We start from the raw sequence: 20,930 nt of genomic DNA on the forward strand, positions 1-20,930 counted from the left end.
CACCGGGCCGGCCGCCACCTGCGTACCTCTCTCCCGGAGCCACCGATGCCCCTCGCCGCCGCCCTGTCCCGGGCCTGCGTCACGCTCGCCGCCGTGCTGGTCACCACGGCGGGAGCCGCGCCGCCGGCCGCCGCCGCGCCCACCCCGGCGCCGGCCACCGGCGGCACGCCCGCACCGACCGGCGGTACGTCCCCGTCCGGCGGCGACGCGCCGGCCCGGTGGGCGGTGCAGCCGTCCGGACCGCAGGGGCCGACCGGACGCAACTACTTCATCTACGACCTCGCGCCGGGCAGCACCCTCACCGACCACGTCGGCATCACCAACCTGAGCGACCGGCCGCTCACCTTCGAGGTGTACGGCACCGACGCGTACACCACCACCGACGGGGCGTTCGCGCTGCTGCCCGCCGCCCAGCCCGCCACCGACGTGGGCTCCTGGGTGCACCTCGACCGGCGGAGCTGGACGGTCGAGCCCGGCAAACGGGCCGACATCCCGTTCCGGCTCAGCGTGCCGGCCAACGCCACCCCGGGCGACCACGCCGGTGGCGTGATCGGCGCGGTCACCCAGGCCCGCACCACCGCCGACGGGCAGCAGGTGCTCGTCGACCAGCGCCTGGCCGCCCGGGTCTACCTGCGGGTGACCGGGGAGATCAGGCCGGCGGTCGCCGTCGAGTCGGTCGCCGTGACGTACGACAACCCGGTCAACCCGTTCGGCGGCGGCGACCTGGTCGTCACCTACCTGCTGCGCAACACCGGCAACGTCCGGGTCGGCGGGACCGGCACCGTCACCGTCGCCGGACCGTTCGGCTGGGAGCTGGCCCGGACCGCCCCGGTGGACCTGCCCGACCTGCTGCCCGGCGCCACCTTCACCGTCACCGAACGGATCACCGGCGTACCACCGGCGGGGCGGCTGACCGCCACCGTGGACCTCGCGCCGACCACGACGGACACCGCCCTGCCCCCGGTGCTGCGCTCGGCCGGCGTGTGGGCCCCGCCGTGGCTGCTGCTCGCCCTGCTCGCCGCCGGGGCCGGCTGGCTCGGCGTCCGGTGGTGGCGACGCCGCCGCCAGCGCCGGTCCACCGACCCGGCCGATCCGACCACCGGAGCCGGCAGCGCGTCGCCGACCACCGCAGCCGGCAGCGGGTCACCGGCCGCGACCGCCCCGGCCACCGCAGCCGGCAGCGGGTCGACGGCCGCGTCCCGCCCGACCACCGGAGCCGACAGCGCGTCACCGGCCGCCACCGGCCCGGCCACCGGCACGCCGTGAACCGGGTCCTGCCCGCCGTCGCCACCCTCGTCGCCCTGCTGACGCCGGCCGGCTCCGCTGCGACCCCCGCCCCCGGCGGAGCGCCGGCCACGCCGCCCCGGGTCGCCGTACCCGCCGGGCCGCTCGCGGTGGGGCAGCCGGTGCTGGTCGACCTCGACGGCTGGCCGGCCGGCACGGTCCAGATCGAGGTCTGCGGCAACGACGGCCGGCGGGGCGCGCTGGACTGCGCGACGGACCGGGCCACCCACGCCCCGGTCCCGGCGACGGGCAGCGCCCGGGTCCCGGTGCTGCTGGCCGCGCCGCCGGTCGCCTGCCCCTGCCTGCTGCGGGTCCGGACCCCGACCGGCACCCCCGGGGCCACCGTGGCGCTGCCGCTGACCGGCGTCCGCGCGCCGGCCGTCACCGAGGCCGGGCCGGCGCAACTGCTCCTCGCCGGGCTCCGGGCCGTGGACCGGTCCGGGGTGGGCGGGTGGTTCGGCCTGCCCGGCGAGCTGAGTCTGCACCTCACGCTGCACAATCCGGGCCCGACCGACGTGGTCGACCCGCCGTTCTCGCTGCTCGCCGGCCCCGCCGGCGGGGTACCGACGATCGTGGCCGCACCGGCGCTGGGTACCGTCCCCGCCGGACAGAGCCGCGACTACCAGGTCCCGGTGCCGTTGGACGCCGCCCTGCTCGGCCGGTACGAGGTGCACGGCCGGATCGAGCCGCCCGGCACGCCGCTGGCCTTCGCGGTGGAGACCCACCGCCGACCGTGGGGCCTGCTCGTGGTGCCCGCCGTGGCGCTGGTGCTGCTCGTCAGCGGTCTCCGCCGACTGGTCACCCGTCGCCGCGCCCGGTAGCGGTCCTGGGTCAGGGCTCGTCGACCAGCCGCCGGAGCAGCAGCTCCCCCGCCGGCCACGGGCCGTACCCGCTGGCGGTGTCGAGGTGCCCGGCCTCCCCCGCGTCGTACAGCTCGGCGCCCCAGTCCCGGGCGTACCCGTGGACCTGGTCGACGGTGGCGGACGGGTCGGTGCGGCTGGCGACCACGATGGACCGGAACGGCAGCCGGGCACGGGGCACCTCGCCGACGAAGCTGTCCGGCGGGTCGTCCGGGCCGGGCCTTCGGTCCGGCCCGACGTACGGCGCGGACGCCCGACGTACGGCGCGGATGCTAGTGGCCGGAGCGTCCCGCCGGTGGCCCCGGCGCGGACGCCGGTGCGGCGGGCGGTCCCCGGCGCGGTCCGGTGGCGTCCCGACCCGTCGTCGGGCGTGGTGACGGCGGGCGGCAGGTCGGCCCTGGTGTCGTATGCTGCGCCGGTCCTCACGGGGGTCTCGGGAGTCCATATGCGACGTTGGCTGCGCGCGGTCGTCGTGACCGCGCTGGTGGCGGCTGTCCTGACCGGGTTCGGCGCACCGACCGGCACCGACGGCGATCTCACCGACGACTGGCTGCCGGTGGCCGAGGCGGAACGGTTCGTCGCCCGCGCCGGTGACTGCCACGCGCTGGTCGAGCCGACCGGCCGGCTGGCCTCGTACCAGCCGGTGGACTGCGCCCGGCCGCACCTGGCGGAGACGTTCCACGTCGGGACCTTCACCGGCGCGACCGCGCGGCGCGAGCACCCGCCCGGGGCCGGGTCGGCGGCGTTACTCGCCGCGTTCACCGAGTGCGACCGCAGGGCCCGGGACTTCGTCGGCGGCGACTGGCGGGGCGGACGGCTGTCCGTGCAGGCCACCCCGACCTCACCGGCGGGGTGGGCGGGCGGCAGCCGGTGGTACCGCTGCGACCTGTTCGTCCTCGACGAGGTCCACGGGGTCAACGGCGACAGCGACTCGGCGGTCCCGTACAGCGGCAGCCTGCGGGGCGTCCTGACCGGCGACTCACCGGTCCGGCTCACCTGCTTCGACGAGGACGAGGGACGCCGCCTGCGGCAGGCCCCCTGCGCCGGGCCGCACCGCTTCGAGTACGCCGGCACCTGGACCGCCCCGGACGGCTGGCACGGCGAGGTGGACCGGGACGAGGAGACCGTGCACACCCGCTGCCGCCAGGTGATCGCGCGGTACGCCCGGGTACCGGTCGACGACGAGCTGCGCTACCGCACCGGGTCGGCGTACCGGCTGCCCTCGGCCCAGGCCTGGGCACGCGGCGACCGGGGCGTGCGCTGCTTCTTCTGGTCCGGCGGCCGGCCCCTGACCGGGTCGGTACGGGGCGGTGGGCCGACGGTGCTACCGGTCAACTGACCGGGCCCGGGACCGGTGCCGGCGGACCGCGTCCCGGTTGGCGCACCCCGGCGAGCAGTACCGCTGGCGGCCGGTGCGACTGACGTCGGCGAACGGGCGGTCGCAGTCTTCGGCCCCGCACCGGCCCAGCCGGTGCATGCCCCGGCCGGCCAGGTGCAGCGCGGTCCCGACGCTGATCAGGGCGCGCAGCACCCCGGCCAGGGGCAGGTCCGGGTCCCGGTAGTGCAGGTGCCACCCGGTGCCGGCGTGGTCGGTGAGCCGAGGATGCGCCGACGCCTCGCGCAGCAGCGTGTTCAGCAGGGCGGACCGGGCCGGCGGGTCGGCGGCGTCCACCACGGCCAGCCAGTCGGTCAGGAAGTCCCGGGTGGCGGCGAGGTCGGTGGCGTCGACCGGCACGTCCACCACGAGGCCGGCGGCCCGGCACCGGGCGGCCAGCTCGGGCGCGGTCTCCGGCGGGTGGACGACGAGGTCGAGGGCCAGCCGCACCGCGTCCGTGCCGTAAGGGTTGATCTGCATAATGGCATTACACCATGCTGGTGTCATGTCGAGAACCGCCGCGCACCAGCACGCCAGCCGGACCACGTCGACCCACCGGACCAGCGAGGGCCGGGTGCACTACCAGCGCTGCGCCTGCGGGCGGTGGCGCATCCTGCTCACCACCGCCGGGGAGACCCGCCCGCTCACCGTCGCCTGCCACCCCTGAGCCTGGCGACGGCCGTTCGACCGCCGGCGACACCGCGCCCGAGCGGTGACACCGGGTGATGGCGGGTCGGCGTGGAACAGCATCGGACCGGCATGGCGGCCCGACGGGGACGATCCGAGCCGAGTACGGTGGGTGACTCAGCGCGACGTATCGTGTTATTCTCCGACGTCGATCGACACCCTCGCGGACCCGGATCGGGTCGTGTCGCCACAGAAGGACGCCTCCCGATGTCGGCCGTGCCCGCGCCAACCGCTCCGTCGACCCCGCTGGACGGTCCGGCCGGCGGCGCGTTCACCCTGATCTTCACCACGCTGCCCGCGCTGCTCCGGCTGACCTGCGGGCTGGCCGGCGCGGCGGTGGCGCTCACCGTCCGCACCCCACCCGTGCGGGTGCCCCTGCTCGTCGCCGCCGTGGTGGTGCTCACCGCCTGGTCGTTCTGGTACGCCGCGCACGCGCTGCGCCGGGGCTTCCGGCCGGCGCTGGTGCTCGGCGACGTCGCCCTCACCACCGCCACCTGCCTGCTCGTCCCCCACCTCGTCGCCCCCGAGGTGCTGCCCGGTGAGGGCAGTTGGGTCGCCGTCCTGGCCAGCACGACGGTGATCAACGCCCAGGCCACCGCGCCGCCACGTTGGTCGCTGCCGGCCGGGCTGCTGGTCACCGCCGGGTACGCGGCCGGCGCGTCGTGGGCCGGGCAGGGCGGGGAGGCGCGGGCGCACGCCGCCACGCTGCTGGTCCAGGCCGGCTGCGCGGCGCTGATGACCTCGGTGATGCGGCGGCGGATCGGGCGGGCGGACCGCGCCTTCGCCGACTACCAGCGACTGACCCGGGAGGCGGTGGCGGCCCGCACCGCCCGGCAGGTGGAACGGCAGCAGAACCGCGACCTGCACGACACCGTGCTCGGCACGCTCACCATGGTCGGGCTCGGCGCGGTCCGGGAGGGCTCACCGGCCCTGCGCGACCGGTGCGCCGCCGACCTGCGCACCCTCACCGACCCGACCGACCAGGCCGACCCGGCGACCACGGCCGACCCGGCGACCGCGGCCGACGCGGCGACCGCGCCGACCACGGCCGACGCGGCGAGAGTGGCGACCACGGCCGACGCGGTGACCGTGCCGACCACGGCCGACGCCACGGACGGTTCCCGGGCCGACCGCCCCACGGTGGCCCTGGACCACCGGCTGCGGGCGGTGCTCGACCGGCTGCCCGACCTGCCGGTGGCCGCGTCGCTGCCGCCGTGCCGGGTGCCGACGGCGGTCGCCGACGCGCTGGCGGCGAGCGTTCGGGCCACGCTGTCCAACGTGGTGCGACACGCCCCCGGGGCGCGGGTCACGCTGCGCCTGACCGGTGCCCCGACCGCCGTCGTGGTCGAGGTCACCGACGACGGCCCCGGCTTCGACCCCGGCACGGTGCCGGCGCACCGGTACGGGCTGCGCGAGTCGGTACGCGGGCGTACCGAGGCCGTCGGCGGGCGGGTGACGGTGCACAGCCGCCCCGGCTCGGGTACCCGGATCCGGCTGGAGTGGCCCCGTGCCGGCTGAGCCCCGTACGGTGCCCCCGGCCCTCGGCCCGTCCCCTTCGGGGCCGGCGGACCGGCCCGGCACGGGCGTGGCGCGGGCCTCGGAACGCGGCGGGCGGATCGTGGCGGTCACCATCGCGGCGGCGTGGCACGTGGCGATCGGCCTGCCCGCCGTCCTCGGCGGCTGGCCGGACCTGGCCGCCCCGGTGGTGGTGGCCGCCGGCTGGCTGGTCACCGCCGGGGTGGGTGCCCTCACCGCCGGCCGGCTGCTGACCGGGCGCCGGGTGCCGGTCCGCCGGCTGTCGGTGCTGCTACTCGCGGTCGACGTGACGGTCTTCGCCGCCGTCGGCCCGGACCGGCTCTTCACCGCCGCGAACTGGGTGTGGAGCACCCTGGGCTGGTTCTTCGTGCTGGTCTGCTGGGGACGCCGGGTCACCGGGCTGGTCGTGCTGCTCGGCGCGCACTCAACGATCGCCCTCGGCGCGTTGTTCGGGCACGGCGCGACCGACCCGGCCGACCTGGCCCGGTACGCGATGTACGGCTACGGCACGGCGTCGCTGCCGGTGGCGGTCTTCTTCGGCAGCGCCGCGATCACCTCCCTCGCCCGGCAGCGGGCCGAGGCCGCCGCGACGGCGCACGCCGCGACGGCGCAACGGGAGGCCGCCGAGCGGGCCCGGCGCGACCGACGGGGCCGGCTCGCCCTGGTCGCCGACGACGCCGGGGCGGTGCTCGCCGAGTTGGCCGCCGGGCGGGCCGACCCCACCGACCCCCGGGTGCAGCGACGCTGCGCGCTCGCCGCGGCCCGGCTGCGCCGGCTCATCGCCGAGTCCGACGACGTCCCCGATCCCCTGCTGCACGAGCTTCGGGCCGCCGCCGACCTGGCCGAACGCCACGGAATCCGGATCGACCTGGCCACCGTCGGCGTCCCACCGGCGCTGCCGGTGCGGATCCGCCGCCGGCTCGCCGAGCCGCTCACCACGGCGCTGGTCGACGCGCGCGGCTGGGCCCGGCTCACCGTGGTCTGCGGCCCGGACGAGGTGGTGGTCGGGCTGGTCACCCCGGACCACGGGGGCCCGACGCACGGCGTACCGGAGGCCACCGGCCCGCCGGACCCGGGCCCGGACGACGACCACGTGACGCACCTCGACGAGCGGGACGGGACGATCAGATGGACGCAGACCCGGTGGCGGAGCCGGTGACCGGCGCCCGGCCGGTGGGCGTGGCCATCGTGGACGACCACCCGGTGGTGATCGACGGGGTCCGCGCCTGGCTGGCCACCGAGCCCCGGCTCACCGTCCTGGCCACCGGGGACGATCCGGACGAGGTGCTGCGGGAGGCGCCGGAGGCCGACGTGGTCCTGCTCGACCTGCGGCTGCACGGCCGCATGATGATCGACAAGCTGGCCGAGCTGAGCGCGGCCGGGCGTCGGGTGGTGGTCTACTCGGAGCACTCCGACCCGGCGACCATGCTCGCCGTGCTGGACGCCGGGGCGGTGGCGTTCCTCGCCAAGCACGAGGGGCGGGAGCACTGTGTGGCCACCGTCCTCGCCGCCGCCAGCGACCGTCCGTACGTGTCGCCGACCCTGGCCGGGGCGATGGTCGGTGACCCGCGACCGGACCGGCCGGCACTGTCGGACAAGGAACGGGAGGCGCTGCTGCTGTGGTTCCAGTCGATGTCGAAGGCGTCGGTGGCCCGGCGGATGCAGATCAGTGAGCACACCGTGAAGCAGTACGTCGACCGGGCCCGGATCAAGTACACCCGGGCGGGCCGGCCGGCGGCGACCAAGGCCGCCCTGCTCGCCCGCGCGATCGAGGACGGTCTCGTCCGGCCGGAAGAGATCGGCAACTACCGGTCATACGCGGCGTACGACCGGCCGACCCCCTAACGGGTGTCATGACACCACAAACGGGGTGGGCGAAGCTCTCCTGACAGTCCCTCTGCGGCGGGAGGTCGACCCATGCGCGACGACGCGTACCCGTTCTTCATCGGCCCGCACCGGTTCGACGCGCCGGACGACGACGAGGGTCCGGTGCTGGACCGCCGGTACGATCTGGTGCCGGAGTTCGGTGAGCGGGTCGTCGGCCGGTGCCGGCTGCGGGTGTCGGGGCACCTGCTCGGGCCGACCGAGGGGCGACGGCAGTGGGTGTTGCCGACGGCGGCGACGGTGACGGTCACCGACCGGCGGCTGGTGTACGTCTGCGCCGGTCCGGCGCTGGCCCTGGTCGACACCGCGCATCGGCACCGCGCGCCGGCCGACGACGGCCCCCGGCACCCCGGCCCGACCGGCCGGGCCCGCCTGGTCACCGGTCAGCTCCGCTGGCAGTGGCCGTCCCGGCTGGAGCTGCGGCCCACCGGGGCGGGCGACGAGAAGGAGCTGTTCGTGGTCTGCGACACGCTGCGGACGATCCGGCAGCCCACCCTGGCCCTGACCGGGCCGGCCGGGGAGGTCGCGGAGTTGGGCCGACAGCTCCGCCGGTTCGTGTCCACGTTCCGGCTGACCCGGCCGGAGCTGGTCGAGCTCTCCCCGCCCGAGCGCGACGAGTTGCTGCGGCAGGTGGGCCCGGCCCCCCTGCCGGCCGGCACCCGGGTCGTGCTCGCCGGCGCGCTGCCCGTCGAGTTCCGTTCCCGCGACGACTACTACCGGGCCGCTCCCGGCCCGGACGAGGCCGACTGGTCCGGCCCGACGGCCCGGCCCGGCCCGACGACTACGCCCACGGGACCGTCGACCCCGCTCACGGCCCCGTCGGGCTTGCCCACGGGCGCGTCGTGGCGGTCCGGTCCGTGGGCGAGACCGGCCCGGTCGGCGCAGCCGAGCCGCCCCGGCTCGGCCTGCTGACCGCCGCCGCAGCAACCCGAGGCGGTGACGATCAGGCAGGTGACCGTCATGCGGTGACGGGCCGGGCGGGTGACGGGTCAGGCGGTCGGGGTGCGGTCGCCCCGGGCGTCCAGCTCGGCGGCCTCCTCCGGGGTGGGCGCGGTGCCGCCCAGGTGGGCGGGCAGCCACCAGGTCTCGTCCGGCCCGGACGGGGTCTCCGGGTACTCCCGCTGGGCCCGGTCCACCAGGGCGCTGAGCCGCTCGGTCAGCGCGGTGGCCATCGCCGGGCTGTTCGGGTAGTCGGCCGGGTCCATCGGCTCGCCGACCAGGATGGTGACCGGGGTGTGCCGGCGCGTGAGGGTGCGCGGGCGGCCCTTGGTCCAGAGCCGCTGGGTGCCCCAGAGCGCGGTCGGCAGCACCGGCACCCCGGCCATCCGGGCCATCCGGATGCTGCCGCTCTTGAGTTCCTTCACGGTGAACGACCGGCTGATGGTGGCCTCCGGGAAGACGCCGACCACCTCGCCCTGCCGCAGCGCCTCCACGGCCGCGCGGAACGAGCTGGCCCCGGCCTGCCGGTCCACCGGGATGTGCTTCATGCCCCGCATCAGCGGACCGGAGATGCGGTGCGTGAACACCTCCTGCTTGGCCATGAACCGAACCATCCGCTTCGACTTCAGGGCACCGAGGCCACAGAAGATGAAGTCGAGGTAGCTGATGTGGTTGCTCGCCATCACCGCTCCGCCGGTCCGTGGCACGTGGTGCGAGCCCTCCACGGTCAGGCGCAGGTCGAGCACCCGGAACATCGTCCTGGCGGCGGCGATCACGGGCGGGTACACGAGTTCCGGCATGCGGCGACAGTACCCTGTCGCCCCGGGTGTCGAACCGGCGCGGAGCGGGGTGTCCCGGAGCAGGTCAGACCGGCCGCGCCGGGCTTGGCGGGAAGCCGGTCGGACCAGCCGCGCCGGGCCGGTCCGACGCGGGTCAGGCCCGTCGCAGCACCCCGGCGCCCAGCAGTCCACGGAGCAGGGTCACCCCCGCCGCCTCGGCCAGGCCGAGCTGCCGGGCGGTCCGTGGTGTGGACCCGTCGGCCAGCCAGGCGGCGACCGGCTCGGCGGCCGGCGGGTCGAGCAGCAGCGCGGTGTCGGCCAGGTGCAGCCGCAGCCGCCCGTCGGGCAGCCGGTCGGTCCCGCAGACCGCCTCCGGCACCGGCCGCAGCGGGGTGTCCGGGCCGAGCGGGTCGCCCAGCACCGTCTCCACCGGCCGGCGTTCCGGCTCCAGGAAGTACCGCCGCCACCGCCCCGCCAGCCGGTCGGCGGTCGCGTTTCGGTCCAGGTCACCGAGGGCCGCCGCCAGCAGGTCGACCACCTCGGCGACGACTTCCCGGCGGAGCTGCGGGTCCTGGCCGAAGCCCCACGGCAGGTCCCGGCGGAACCGCTCGTCGCCGTCGAGGGTACGGACCAGTTCGGTCGCCACCCAGTACGGCGTGAGCGGCGGCAGCGACAGGCTCAGGTGCAGCGAGTGCTCGTCGGTGGCGAAGCCGTTGTGGATCCAGCCGCGCGGCACCCAGAGCACGTCGCCGGGGCGCAGCACCGCCTCCAGCACCGGCTCGGCGAACTGCCGTCGGTGCTCGTCGGTGACCATGGCCGCCCGGAACGGCTGGTGCTCCAGGGGGTCGGTGACGATCGGCGGGCTGAGCTGCCAGGTCTTGCTGCCGGCGGTCTGCGCGATCAGCACCGAGTGGGTGTCGTGGTGGTGGGCGAAGCCCTGCGCCCCGGCCGGGGTCAGGTAGGCGTTGGCCTGCACCGGCACTCCGACCTCCCGGCTGAGCTGCCGGCACAGCCGGCCCACCGGCGGCCAGGTGCGGTGCAGCGACTCCAGCACCAGCGTCGCACCCCGGTCGAGCAGCGCGGTCAGCTCGGCCGGCCGGACCACGTCGGAGAAGCCGGGCTGGGTGGGGCGCTGCCCCCAGGTGTACGCGGTGGCCGGTTGCCGCTGGCCGCCGAGCACCACGCTGAGCATGCTGGCCCGCAGCGACCCCTCGGCGACCAGGGTGTCCACCGAGGCCAGCGGGAGCAGGTCGGTCACCGGCTCCGGCGGCTGGTGCCAGACGACCGGGTCGGTCGGCGGGTGCGCGCGGAACTTCTCCGGGTCCGGCACGAGCCGGGCGAGCGCGGACGACATGGGTTCCTCCTTCATCACGGGTCGGCCGGCGGCGGGGCGGGCCGCCCCGGTCAGGCCGGTACCGGCTCGGCGGGGGCGGGGGCGCGGGCGAGTTCGGCCCGGATCGGCCGGGCCAGCGACAGCCCCGCGCAGCCGAGCAGGCAGCAGGTGATCAGGGCGTACGCCGCCGACGGGCCGGCGGCCTGCCACACCGCGCCCACGACGACGGAGCCGAACGGGTAGAGCAGGGAGCCGACGAGCAGCATCGCGCTCTGGGTACGGCCCATCACCTCGTCCGGGACGAGCCGGTACATCCGGGCGGTGAGCAGCACCACCAGCACCGGTCCGACCGCCGAGAGCAGGGCCAGGCAGGTGACGGTGACGGTCACGTCGGGTCGGACGGCGACGGCGGCGGTGAGCAGGACGGCGGCGATCCCGGCCGCGAGCAGCACCGGGTACGGCCGGTCACCGGCCAGCCGGGGCGCGGCCAGCGCGCCGAGCAGCGCTCCGGCGGAGACGGCGGCGGTGGCCGCCCCGATCACGGTGCCCGAGGTGCCGGCGGACTCCAGCAGCGGCACGATGCCGAAGAAGGCCCCGGCGGTGGCGAAGTTGAGCAGCGCGGCCCAGAGGGTCATGGTGCGCAGGAACCGGTGCCGCACCACGAAGCGCAGCCCGAACCGGATGCCGGCGAGCATCCCGTCGGCGGTCGCCGCCGCCCCGCCGCCGAGCGGGGTGGTGATCCGGACGGTGAGCCAGGCGCAGGCCAGGAAGGTCACCCCGTCGAGCAGGAACGGCAGCCAGGGGGCGACCGCCCAGAGCGCCCCGCCGACGATCGGCCCGGCCATCCCGGCCGCGTAGCTGCGCGCCTCGTTCAGCGCCACGGCCGGGGTCAGTTCGTGGTCGTCGACCAGCCGGCGCAGGGCCGCCCCGGCCGCCGGGTTGTAGATCGCGCTGACCAGCCCGTCGAGCACGCCGACGGCGACCAGCATCCACAGGTGCGCCTGCCCGAGCAGGAGCAGCACGGCCGGGGCGGTCCAGATCGCCGCCTTGGCCAGGTCCACCGCGACCATCACGGTCCGCCGGTCCCAGCGGTCGGCGAGCACCCCGGCGGGCAGCCGGGCGGCGTTGAGGGTGACCAGTCGAACGGTGCTGACCAGCCCGGCGGCCCAGAGCGAGCCGGTGAGGGTGAGCACCATCAGCGGCAGGGTGACGTCCCCGGTCCGGCTGCCGAACTGGGACAACGCCTGCCCCCACCAGTACCGGGCGAAGTCCGGCCGGGCACGCAGCAGGGACAGGCGGCCGGTCACGGCAGGTCGGCCCAGCGTTTGCCGATGATCTCGGCGGTCCGGGCCGGTTGGGGCATCGGCCGGCTCTCCGCGAAGCTTCGGTCGAAGATCCGGTACGCCTCCTCCCGTTCCGGGGAGACCACGGTGTGGCCGAGGTCGCGCAGGCGGTCCACCGCGTCCCGGGTGGTCTCGGCCGACCACATCACCGGGTCGGTGTGCGGAAAGAGCAACGCCGGGTCCGGGTGGGCGAGCAGCGCGGTCAGGGCCGGTGTGGAGGCGAGCCCAAGGGCGGCACAGACCAGGAAGTTGGTGGTCGCCGGGCAGACCACCAGCAACCGGGCGGTCCGGCCGAAGCCGACCGGGTTGAACCGCCGGTCGCCGGGCTCGACCACCTCGTCGGCGAGCCAGCGCAGCGCGTCCGGGTTGACGAAGCCGAGCGCCGAGCGGGTCAGCAGCAGCCGGACCGGGGCGTCCACCACCCGCCGCCACGCGGCCAGGTGCGCCGGCAGGCCGAGCGCCCCGCTGGCCCCGGTGCAGACCACCCCGAGATGGGTACGCTCACCGCTCATCGCGCACCCCCGGCAGCGGGCGGCCGTACCGCAGGTCGGCGGTGGGCGTACCGTCGGCGAGCCGGCGCAGGAACAGGGCGACCCCGGCCGCTCCGGTGGCCACGTCGGCGCTGTACCGGGCCAGGCCGGAACCCGGCACGGCGACCCCGTCGGGGCCCCGGCGGCAGACCGCGCAGATCGCCGCGACCAGGGGTTCCAGTGCGGCGTCCACCTGCGGCTCGGCGGGCAGCACCGCCCGCACGTCGAGCAGCATCTCGCCGATGCTGGTGCTGCCGGTGAAGAGTCCGGGTTGGACGGTGACCGGGGTGACCAGCCCCCGGACCATCCGGGGCAACAGCTCGCGCAGCCGCTCGTCCCCGGTGGCGGCGAGCAGCGCGGTGACCGCCATCGCCACCCCGGAGCCGCCCCGGGAGTAGTACGGCTCGTAGGCGACTCCGCCGACGTGGGCGTTGTACCCGAGGCCGCCGCAGGCGCGGACCTGTCCCCGGTCGAGGTCGTGGTCGAGGGCGCGGCGGGCAGTCCGCAGGTGCTGGCGCTGCCCGGTGGCGACGGCGAGGGCGGTGAGGAAGCCGGCGACGCCGGAGGAGCCGTACAGGTAGCCGATCGAGCGGGCGGTGCCCGCCTTCGGCGCCCACCACAGCCCGGAGCCGTCGTCCTCGGCCTCGCGGCGCAGCGTGGTCGCCACGGCCTGGGCCCGGTCGAGGTACGCCGGGTCGCCGGTGAGGTCGGCGGCGGCGAGCAGGGCCAGCCCGATGCCGGCCCGGCCGGTGGCCACGTCGGCGGGCAGGTCGGGGTCCCGGACGGCCCGGATGGCGGCCGATTCGAGCAGGTCGGCGGCGCGTTCCGGGGCGCCGAGTTCGAGCAGCGCGACGCCGATGCCGGCGGCCCCGACGTACAGGCCGGGGGGCAGCGGGCGGCCCGCGTCGAGGCGGCGGTGCACCCAGGCGAGGTGGTCGGGGTCGACGCCGCCGTCGAGGTGCCGCAGCGCACGCAGCACGCCGGTGGCGCCCCAGGCGACGGAGAGCGGGTTGGTCCGGAACAGTTCCGGGTCGGCCGGGAAGAGCCGGTCGGCGCGGTCCGGGGTGGCACCGGCCCGGATGTGCCGGGCGATGTCGGCGGCCACCCGACCGGGTTCCGTCGGGTCGACCGCGCCGCTGTCCGCCCCGTGCGGTCGCCCGGCGCGGGCCGGGGTCGTCGCCGGACCGGCGGGGCGGATGCCGGGGACGCCGCGTTCCAGCGCGGCCAGCAGCGGATCGGTGTCCCAGCCGACGAGCCGGCCGGCGTGCGCGATGCTCCGCCCCGCCGCCGCCGGGTCCAGCCCGAACAGCGAGTTGCGCGGGGCGATGCAGGCGGCCTCGACGGCGGCGACGGCGAACCGCAGCCACTGCTCGTGGTCGGACCAGGCGGGCGAGTCGGGGGCCGGGGCGAAGCCGGCGGTGCGCTGGTACCGGTGCGGGTCGCTGCCCACCTCCCGGCCGGACTCGAAGTCGATCAGTCGCAGGCGGTCGTCGCCGTCGACGATGATGTTGCTCAGCGAGACGTCGTTGTAGACCACACCGTGGTCGAGGCAGGCGTCCAGGGCGGCCCGCAACTGGGTGAGCAGCGACGCGACCCGGGACCGGTACGTGGCGTGGGTGCCGGCGTCGCGGTGTCCCTGGGCCAGCGGCTGGTTTCGGCCGAGCCAGACCTGGAGGGTGATCCCCGGCATCCGTTCCTGCACGAGGAAGGTGTGCTCCCAGACCGTGGCCAGTTCCAGGGCGCGCGGGGCGACCCCGGTGCCGGCCAGCTTCTCCAGGTACCGGTGCTCCCGGTGCAGCCGCTCGACGGCGTCGGAGCCGTCCGGCGCGATCGCGGTGTGCGGGCGGGCCTCCTTGACGACCACGTCCCGGCCGTCCGGGCCGGTCGCCGCGTACACCCCGCCGGCGGTGGTGTGCCGCAGCACGCCGGTGATCCGGTACCGGCGCAGCAGGTCCGAGCCGGCGGCCGGGTCGTCGGCCTCGGCCGGGGGGAACGGGTCGTCGCCGGCCCACGGCGGCGGGGCGAACCGGGGTGCCCGGTCGTCCTGCCAGACGGTCCCGTCCGGGCCGGTGACCTCGGCGGTGGCGTGGCCGTCGGCGTCGATGCCGCCGCCGGAGCGGAAGGTGGCGTACCGGTAGTGCACGACGCGGCTGTCCCGGTACCGGCGGTCGCTGAGGATGTACGGGCCGTCGAAGCCGGCCAGCCGCCGGGCGAGCCGGTCGGCGAGGCGCAGCGCGTGCGTGGTCGACTCGGGGTAGACGGTGACGGCCTTGCCCGCCCCGCCCCGGGGCCACCAGCGGGCGACCTGGGACAGGGCGAGGGCCGAGTCCCGGACGCACTTGAAGTTGAACGGCTCGACCTCGTACTCGTCGACGACGGCGGCGAGGACGGCGGCCACCTCGGCGGGACGGCTGGAGACGTGCAGTTTCCACCCGTACGCCGGCAGGTCGGCCATCGGCCGGGGCAGGCAGCGGGCCCAGATGCCGGAGGTGTCCACCGGGGCGTCGCCACCGAGCCGGCGCTCGACGAGGGCCAGCAGGTCGTCGGCGGGCAGGCGGTGTTCGAGGCGCTCGAAGTGCAGCGGGTCGCTCACCGTGTACGCCCGCAGGGAGTCCATGAGTCGCAACGCAACCTCCGTCGGGTGGGTGGGGACGTCCTGGGGTGGCGGGGGGGCGGACGGGGGGCGCCCGGGACCCGTCGGGAGCGCGGGTCCCGGGCGCGGCCCGTTCAGCAGGTGAAGCTGATCCCGCTGCCGTCGGTGATCGGGGCCTCGGGGAGGAACTCCGCGTCCTCGGTCTCCACGACCTGCAGCTCCAGAACCTCGTGCATCATGGCGATCTCCTTGAGTCGGTGGTGCGGGAATTCCGTCCGATCGGATGTCCACAGCCAAGCCCGCCCCATCAAGATCATCAATGGTCGTACCGGAAAGGTGGGGGTTGGCCCGCGAACCTGCGGGGTGCCCGCCGGACGGGCCGCCGACCGGTACGGGACGGGCGGGGCGGACGGCGGGACGGACCGGGGACACCCCGCATCCCGAACGGAAATGTTTTTCGTGTTCTGAACACGTGGGTGGCGGAAAGCGTCGATCTCCGGGGTCCACCACGCCGACGCTGACCAGCGCGGACGACGGGGCCGACGAGCCGATCAACGACTTCCGATGGTCACCGAGCGTCACCGACACGGTTGGACGGAGTACCGCGCCGGCTGGTACGCATCTAGTCAGGACAGTCGTATCGACGTCGCCGGACGTGTGGGGGTCGCCTGGCGCACGAGCTTCGTGGAGCCGCCGACGATGACGAATCCGCAGGCCCTCGTGGGCCGTACCGACGAACTGCGGCACCTGGTCGGATGCCTGCCGCACCCCGACCGGCCCGCCGGCCGCGCCGCCTTCGTGCTCGGCGACGCCGGCACCGGCAAGTCACGCCTGGTGACCGAGCTGGGACGACGGGCCCGCGCCAACGGGCTGACCGTCCTCACCGGACGCAGCAGTCCCACCGCCGGCCCGGCCCCCTGCCGGCCGTACTGCGAGGCGTTCTCCGCGCTCTCCCGCGCGGCCGGGATGCCCACCGACCCGGAGCTGGAGCCGCTGCGTCCGGTGCTCGGCGGGCTGGTGCCCGAGTGGGCCCGGTACGCCGAACTCGGGCCGGCGGCCTCGCCCCTGGTGCTGGCCGAGGCGGTGCTGCGCCTGCTCCGGGTGGTCGGCCGGCGGCACGGCTGCCTGCTCGTGCTGGAGGACCTCCAGCACGCCGACGAGGTGACCCTCACCGTCACCGAGTACCTGGTGGACAATCTCACCGACCAGCCGGCCGCCCTGGTCGGCACGGCCCGCGCCGGTGCCGGGCCCGCCGTCGACCTCGCCGAGACCGCCGGCCTGCGGCGCACCGCCCGCCTGCTGCACCTGGACCGGCTCGACGCCGCCGAGGTCGACCTGCTGGCCGCCCACTGGCTCGGGGTGCGACCCGACCGGGTGCCGGCGGGTGTCCTGGATCGGCTGCACGCCGACGGCGACGGCAACCCGTTCGTGGTCGAGGAACTGCTCGGCGCGCTGCTCTCCGCCGGGGTGCTGGTCCGGCGGGGCGAGGGCTGGGAGGTCAGCGCCGAACCCGCCCGGCTGCTGCCGCCGACCGTGGTCCGCAGCCTCGACCAGCGCCTGCGCCCCCTCCCGCCACCGGTGCACCGGACGCTGCGCGCGGCGGCCCTGCTCGGCGCGGACTTCCCCGTCGACGTGCTGCGGGCCGCCCTGGCCGTCGACGAACCGACCGTGTGGGACCTGCTCGGGCAGGCCACCGACCACCGGTTCGTCCGGGCCGACGACGAGACCCCCGGCCGGTACCGGTTCCGGGCGGCGTTGGCCCCGGCCGCGCTGCTGGCACCCCTGACCGTCGCCGAGCGGCGGGACCTGGCCGGGCGGCTCGCCGACGCGGTCCAGGCCCGGCTGCCCGACCCGGCGACACCGTGGCTGCCGTACCTGGCCACGCTGCGGCACGCCGCCGGCGACCGGGCCGGCGCCGCCCGGCTGCACGCCGAGGCGGGCCGCGCCGCGCTGGCCCGGGGCAGCGCCCAGCACGGCGTCGACCAGCTCAGCCGCGCCTGGGAACTGACCGGGGACGAGCCGCCGGCCGTCCGCGCCGACCTGCTGGACGCGCTGCTGGTGGCGCTGATCGAGACGGGCGACCCGCACCGGGCGCTCGGCCTCGGTACCGCCCTCGACGGCCTGGCGGAGACCGTGCCGCCGGCCCGGCTCGCGCTGCTCCAGGCCCACCTGGCCCGCGCCGCCGGACTCACCGGCCGGACCCGGGACGGGCTGTCCCGGGTCCGGCTGGCCCGCCGTACCCTCCGTCCGGCCGGCGACGGGAGCCCCGCCGACCCGGCGCCGGCGCTCGCCGCGCTGGACCTCGTCGAGGCCCGGCTGCTGCACCAGTTGCCCGAGCCGGCCTCGGCGGAACGGATCGCGGAACTCGCCGACCGCGCCGGCCGCACCGCGCGGGACCGGCACCGCCCCGACCAGCTCTGCGCCGCGCTGGAGGTGCAGGCCCTGCTGGCCGCCCGCACCGACGCCGACCGGTCCCGGTCGGCGTTGCAGGCGATGCTGCACGAGGCCGAGCGGCACGACCTGCCCTGCTGGCGGCTGCGCTCGCTCGTCCACCTCGCCACCGAGTACGCCTGGCGGGAGGGCTCCCCGGAACGGCTGCGCGCGGTCCGGGCGGAGGCCGCCCGGACCGGCCACCGGACCCTCACCGCCGACCTGGACGGCACCGCCGCGATGGTCGCGGCGCTGCACGGCGAGTACGACCGGGCCGACACCCTGGCCGATCGGGCCCGCCGAACCGCCGAGCGCGCGGGTCACCCCGGCGCGGCCCGGTACGCCGCCCTCGCCGCCGCCGTCGCCGCCGGACACCGGGGGCGACGCCGCGAGATGGCCGGTCACCTGGCCCGGTTCCACGACGACGGGGCCGCCCCGCCCTGGCACCTGGCGACCGCGACCGGCCTCGCCGAGGCCTGCTGCGCGCTGCTGGAGGAGGACCGGCCCCGCGCCGTCGACCTGCTCGACGCGGCCCGCGCCGCCGGCCCCCCGCACGCGTACGACCTCTCCGGCGGGTACGGCCTGTGGGTGCTGCTCGGCACGCTGGACGGCTGGCTCGACCGGGCCGGGTACCGGGCCGTCGCCACCGCCCCCCAGGCCGGCCTGCGGTGGAACCGGCAGTTCGTCGCGGCGGCCGAGGCGGTCCGGGCCGGCCGGGAGGGCCGGCCGGAGCGGGCCGTCGCCGCCTTCCGGCGGGCCCTGGAGGCCGCCGGCTCCTTCCCGACGGCCCGGCACCTGCTGCTGCGACTGGTCGGGGAGGCCGCCCTCGCCGACGGGTGGGGCCCGGCCGCCGAGTGGGTCCGCACCGCCGAGGAACATTTCCTCGGCCACGGCCTGACCGCGCCCGCCGCCGCCTGCCGGGGGCTGCTGCGCCGGGCCGGACTCCCGGTCGCCCAACGGCGGCGGGGCTGCGAACGGATCCCCCACCCGCTGCGCGTGGCCGGGGTGACCGCCCGCGAGTTCGAGGTGCTGGTGCTGCTGGCCGGGCGGCTGCGCAACGCCGAGATCGGCCGGCGGCTGTTCATCTCCGACCGGACCGTGGAGAAGCACGTCACCAACCTGCTGGTCAAGGTCGGCAAGTCGACCCGGCTGGAACTGGCCGACTTCGCCACCGCCACCGGCCTGGTCAGCGCCGCCGCCGAGGGGTGACGGGCCGAGCCCGTCGGGTGCCGGCCGGGCGGCCGGGCCGGCACCCGACGGTGCCGCCCCCGGTGCGACCGGCACCGGGGGCGGCGGGGCTCACTCGGCCAGGCGGTGCATCTCCATCCGGCCCCGGGCGAAGGCGTCGACCCGTCCCCAGCGGCCGGGGATGTCCAGCACCTCGATCCGGCCCATGCCCACCGGCAGGCGCGGCTCGACCGCCAGGTGCCCCTCGTGCGGCTCGATGCCGAGCATGGTGCGCAGCAGCAGCATCGGGGTACCGGTCGACCACGCCTGCGGACTGCACGCCGTCGGGTACTCCACCGGGAACTTGGTCAGCTCGCGGCGGTAACCGCCGAACGCCTCCGGCAGCCGCCCGTCGAAGTAGCTGGCGGCGGCGATGATCCCGTCGGCGATGGCGGCCGCCTCCTCGGCGAAGCCGTACCGGCGCAGCCCCCAGGCGATGAAGGAGTTGTCGAACGGCCAGATCGTGCCGTTGTGGTACCCGATCGGGTTGTACCGCACCTCGCCCTCGGCGAGGGTACGCACCCCCCAGCCGGAGAAGAGCCGGGGACCGACCAGGTGTTGCGCGATCTTCGCCGCCCGGGGCTCCTCGACGATGCCGCTCCACAGCAGGTGCCCGATGTTGGAGCTGAGCACGTCCGCCTGACGCCCGTCGGCGTCGAGGGCGAGGGCGTAGTACTCGCCGTCGGCCACCCAGAAGTCCCGGTTGAACCGCTCCTTCAGCTCGGCGGCCTCCCGTTCCAACCGGTCCGCGTAGTGCGGGTCGTCCCAGAACTCCCGGGCCAGCCGGGCCGCGCGCACCTTCGCGTCGTACGCGTACCCCTGGACCTCGCAGGTCGCCCGGGGGAAGCCCGGCAACTGCCCGTCCCGGTACGAGATGGAGTCCCAGGAGTCCTTCCAGCACTGGTTCTCCAGACCGGTGTCGGTGTTGCGCCGCTCGTACCAGATGTAGCCGTTGCCGACCAGGTCGGCGTAGTCGTCGATCCACTTCAGCGCGGCCCGGCACTCCTGTTCCAGCTCCTTGACCAGCGCGCCGTCCCCGCTCCACCGCTCGTACTCGTCGAGCAGCACCACGAACAGCGGGGTGGCGTCCACCGAGCCGTAGTACGGCGAGTGCGGCTGCTCCTCGAACGCGGCCGTCTCGCCGTACCGGATCTCGTGCAGGATCCGGCCCGGGTCCTCCTCCCGGAAGTCGTCGAACCGGGTGCCCTGCACCGAGGCCAGGACGCGCAGCGTCGTCCTCGACATCTCGGGTGCGAACGGCAGCACCTGGAGGCAGGTGAGCAGGCTGTCCCGGCCGAACAGGGTCATGAACCAGGGCAGGCCGGCCGCCGGTACGGTCTGGCCGGGCATGGTCAGCGGGGAGAACCGCAGCGCGGCCAGGTCCACCAGGCTCCGCTGGTACGTGCGTCCCAGGTGCTCGCACTCGGAGTTGACCTTCGGCGCGGCGGCGATCCACTCCTCCAGGTCGTGCTGGAGCGCCAACCGCTCCCTAGCGTGCGCCTGCAGGCCCAGCCGCAGGTCCCGGCCCCCCGGACCGATCGCGGCGGTCTGCACGTCGATGTCGGTCGACCACTCCTCGTTGGGTTCCAGGTGGACCGTGTACGCGAAGCCGCGCTGGTCGAAGCGGGCCGTCTCGGAGCTGGCGATCGTGGTCTCCCGCCGGAAGTTCCCCCGCCGGTAGCCCAGCCGCAGCCGGTCGGCCTCGACCTCGGTGTAGTGCTCGCCCTTCTTGTTGACGATCTCGTCCTTGACCTGGAAGAGGTCGGCGAAGTCGGAGCCGGCGTCCATCCGGATCTCCAGGTCCACCGCCCGCTCGTCGTGGTTGAGGATGGTGATGGTCTCCCGGAAGCTGGCCGTCACCGCCCGTTCCCTGATGATCGACAGCTTGGCGTCGATGTAGTGCGTCGCCAGCCCCGGCACCAGGAAGAACCGCGCCTCGTAGTACTGGAGGTCGTCGTAGGAGAGCGCGTTGAGCCGTTCCCCGTTGATGGTCAGCACCCAGCGCGACAGGAACCGCGTGTCGATGGAGAACAGCCCGGTCGGCTCGCTCGGCGTCGCCTCGATGTCCCCGGTGTCCTCCGAGACCACGAAGGTGTTGCCGTCCAGGATCCGGATCGTGTTGCTCTGCAC

17 protein-coding genes are annotated in these 20,930 nt (G+C 76.1%); 9 read left to right on the forward strand and 8 right to left on the reverse strand.

Features of this window, described 5'->3' with window-relative positions; translation table 11 throughout:
* Together AWW66_RS21280 and AWW66_RS21285 are read left to right on the forward strand one after the other, a co-directional pair.
* Positions 1–1,266: WxL protein peptidoglycan domain-containing protein (locus tag AWW66_RS21280; protein ID WP_157527661.1), on the forward strand; the 1,266-nt coding region annotated here is incomplete at its 5' end.
* Entirely contained in the window at positions 1,263–2,105 is an 843-nt protein-coding gene (locus tag AWW66_RS21285; RefSeq protein ID WP_067369394.1) for a hypothetical protein, read from the forward strand. The genes AWW66_RS21280 and AWW66_RS21285, both read left to right, overlap by 4 nt.
* A gap of 10 nt (positions 2,106–2,115) precedes the next feature.
* Here AWW66_RS21285 and AWW66_RS34925 read toward each other — a convergent pair whose 3' ends face one another.
* Complete coding sequence (locus AWW66_RS34925) at positions 2,116–2,325, reverse strand: RBBP9/YdeN family alpha/beta hydrolase (protein ID WP_067369341.1); 210 nt, start codon at positions 2,323–2,325, stop codon at positions 2,116–2,118.
* Positions 2,326–2,589: 264 nt separating this feature from the next.
* On the opposite strand from AWW66_RS34925, the gene AWW66_RS21295 reads away from it, so the two are divergent.
* Positions 2,590–3,483: a septum formation family protein gene (locus AWW66_RS21295; RefSeq protein ID WP_067369343.1), complete on the forward strand. Its 894-nt coding sequence runs from the start codon at positions 2,590–2,592 to the stop codon at positions 3,481–3,483.
* Here AWW66_RS21295 and AWW66_RS21300 read toward each other — a convergent pair.
* Positions 3,469–3,999 (reverse strand): CGNR zinc finger domain-containing protein, encoded by a 531-nt coding sequence (locus tag AWW66_RS21300; RefSeq protein WP_067369346.1) that lies wholly within the window; start codon positions 3,997–3,999, stop codon positions 3,469–3,471. The two genes, AWW66_RS21295 and AWW66_RS21300, sit on opposite strands and share 15 nt — an antisense overlap.
* 25 nt (positions 4,000–4,024) lie before the next feature.
* Here AWW66_RS21300 and AWW66_RS34535 point away from each other — a divergent pair, with 25 nt between their 5' ends.
* The 5 genes from AWW66_RS34535 (at position 4,025) to AWW66_RS21325 (ending at position 8,538) form a co-directional block, all read left to right on the forward strand.
* Positions 4,025–4,186: a hypothetical protein gene (locus AWW66_RS34535; RefSeq protein ID WP_169807149.1), complete on the forward strand. Its 162-nt coding sequence runs from the start codon at positions 4,025–4,027 to the stop codon at positions 4,184–4,186.
* 227 nt (positions 4,187–4,413) lie between these two features.
* Positions 4,414–5,724, forward strand: a complete 1,311-nt coding sequence (locus AWW66_RS32905) for a sensor histidine kinase (RefSeq protein ID WP_083978713.1) — start codon at positions 4,414–4,416, stop codon at positions 5,722–5,724.
* Positions 5,714–6,901 carry a hypothetical protein gene (locus AWW66_RS21315; protein ID WP_067369349.1) on the forward strand — a complete coding sequence of 396 codons (1,188 nt, stop codon included), beginning with the start codon at positions 5,714–5,716 and terminating at the stop codon, positions 6,899–6,901. Before AWW66_RS32905 ends, AWW66_RS21315 begins: the two co-directional genes overlap by 11 nt.
* Positions 6,871–7,587, forward strand: coding sequence for a response regulator transcription factor (locus AWW66_RS21320; RefSeq protein ID WP_067369352.1), 717 nt, complete (start codon positions 6,871–6,873; stop codon positions 7,585–7,587). Before AWW66_RS21315 ends, AWW66_RS21320 begins: the two co-directional genes overlap by 31 nt.
* Positions 7,588–7,659: 72 nt before the next feature.
* Positions 7,660–8,538 carry a hypothetical protein gene (locus AWW66_RS21325; RefSeq protein ID WP_067369355.1) on the forward strand — a complete coding sequence of 293 codons (879 nt, stop codon included), beginning with the start codon at positions 7,660–7,662 and terminating at the stop codon, positions 8,536–8,538.
* 77 nt (positions 8,539–8,615) lie between these two features.
* Here the strand turns inward: AWW66_RS21325 and AWW66_RS21330 are convergent, their stop codons facing one another.
* The 5 genes from AWW66_RS21330 to lanKC form a co-directional block, all read right to left on the reverse strand.
* A complete protein-coding gene (locus AWW66_RS21330) occupies positions 8,616–9,365 on the reverse strand; it encodes a lysophospholipid acyltransferase family protein (protein WP_067369357.1) in 750 nt (249 codons plus the stop codon).
* Positions 9,366–9,498: 133 nt separating this feature from the next.
* Positions 9,499–10,698, reverse strand: a complete 1,200-nt coding sequence (locus AWW66_RS21335; protein WP_067369360.1) for a JmjC domain-containing protein — start codon at positions 10,696–10,698, stop codon at positions 9,499–9,501.
* A 50-nt stretch (positions 10,699–10,748) separates the two neighbouring features.
* Complete coding sequence (locus tag AWW66_RS21340; RefSeq protein ID WP_067369363.1) at positions 10,749–11,984, reverse strand: MFS transporter; 1,236 nt, start codon at positions 11,982–11,984, stop codon at positions 10,749–10,751.
* Positions 11,981–12,532: a flavoprotein gene (locus AWW66_RS21345; protein ID WP_067369366.1), complete on the reverse strand. Its 552-nt coding sequence runs from the start codon at positions 12,530–12,532 to the stop codon at positions 11,981–11,983. Before AWW66_RS21345 ends, AWW66_RS21340 begins: the two co-directional genes overlap by 4 nt.
* Entirely contained in the window at positions 12,522–15,167 is a 2,646-nt protein-coding gene (gene lanKC, locus AWW66_RS21350) for a class III lanthionine synthetase LanKC (protein WP_067369368.1), read from the reverse strand. Before lanKC ends, AWW66_RS21345 begins: the two co-directional genes overlap by 11 nt.
* A 675-nt stretch (positions 15,168–15,842) precedes the next feature.
* On the opposite strand from lanKC, the gene AWW66_RS21360 reads away from it, so the two are divergent.
* Positions 15,843–18,782, forward strand: coding sequence for an ATP-binding protein (locus AWW66_RS21360; protein WP_067369396.1), 2,940 nt, complete (start codon positions 15,843–15,845; stop codon positions 18,780–18,782).
* A 90-nt stretch (positions 18,783–18,872) separates the two neighbouring features.
* Here the strand turns inward: AWW66_RS21360 and AWW66_RS21365 are convergent, their stop codons facing one another.
* Positions 18,873–20,930 (reverse strand): amylo-alpha-1,6-glucosidase, encoded by a 2,058-nt coding sequence (locus AWW66_RS21365; RefSeq protein ID WP_157527665.1) that lies wholly within the window; start codon positions 20,928–20,930, stop codon positions 18,873–18,875.

This window comes from Micromonospora rosaria (assembly GCF_001567585.1).
GTDB classification, from domain to species: Bacteria; Actinomycetota; Actinomycetes; order Mycobacteriales; family Micromonosporaceae; genus Micromonospora; species Micromonospora rosaria.

Bases quoted from the DNA above. Each gene is read 5' to 3' on its own strand.
- AWW66_RS21295 (WP_067369343.1), top strand. From the start codon at position 2,590: ATGCGACGTTGGCTGCGCGCGGTCGTCGTGACCGCGCTGGTGGCGGCT.
- AWW66_RS21300 (WP_067369346.1), bottom strand. From the start codon at position 3,999: ATGCAGATCAACCCTTACGGCACGGACGCGGTGCGGCTGGCCCTCGAC.
- AWW66_RS34535 (WP_169807149.1), top strand. From the start codon at position 4,025: ATGTCGAGAACCGCCGCGCACCAGCACGCCAGCCGGACCACGTCGACC.
- AWW66_RS32905 (WP_083978713.1), top strand. From the start codon at position 4,414: ATGTCGGCCGTGCCCGCGCCAACCGCTCCGTCGACCCCGCTGGACGGT.
- AWW66_RS21320 (WP_067369352.1), top strand. From the start codon at position 6,871: ATGGACGCAGACCCGGTGGCGGAGCCGGTGACCGGCGCCCGGCCGGTG.
- AWW66_RS21325 (WP_067369355.1), top strand. From the start codon at position 7,660: ATGCGCGACGACGCGTACCCGTTCTTCATCGGCCCGCACCGGTTCGAC.
- AWW66_RS21330 (WP_067369357.1), bottom strand. From the start codon at position 9,365: ATGCCGGAACTCGTGTACCCGCCCGTGATCGCCGCCGCCAGGACGATG.
- AWW66_RS21335 (WP_067369360.1), bottom strand. From the start codon at position 10,698: ATGTCGTCCGCGCTCGCCCGGCTCGTGCCGGACCCGGAGAAGTTCCGC.
- AWW66_RS21345 (WP_067369366.1), bottom strand. From the start codon at position 12,532: ATGAGCGGTGAGCGTACCCATCTCGGGGTGGTCTGCACCGGGGCCAGC.
- lanKC (WP_067369368.1), bottom strand. From the start codon at position 15,167: ATGGACTCCCTGCGGGCGTACACGGTGAGCGACCCGCTGCACTTCGAG.
- AWW66_RS21360 (WP_067369396.1), top strand. From the start codon at position 15,843: ATGACGAATCCGCAGGCCCTCGTGGGCCGTACCGACGAACTGCGGCAC.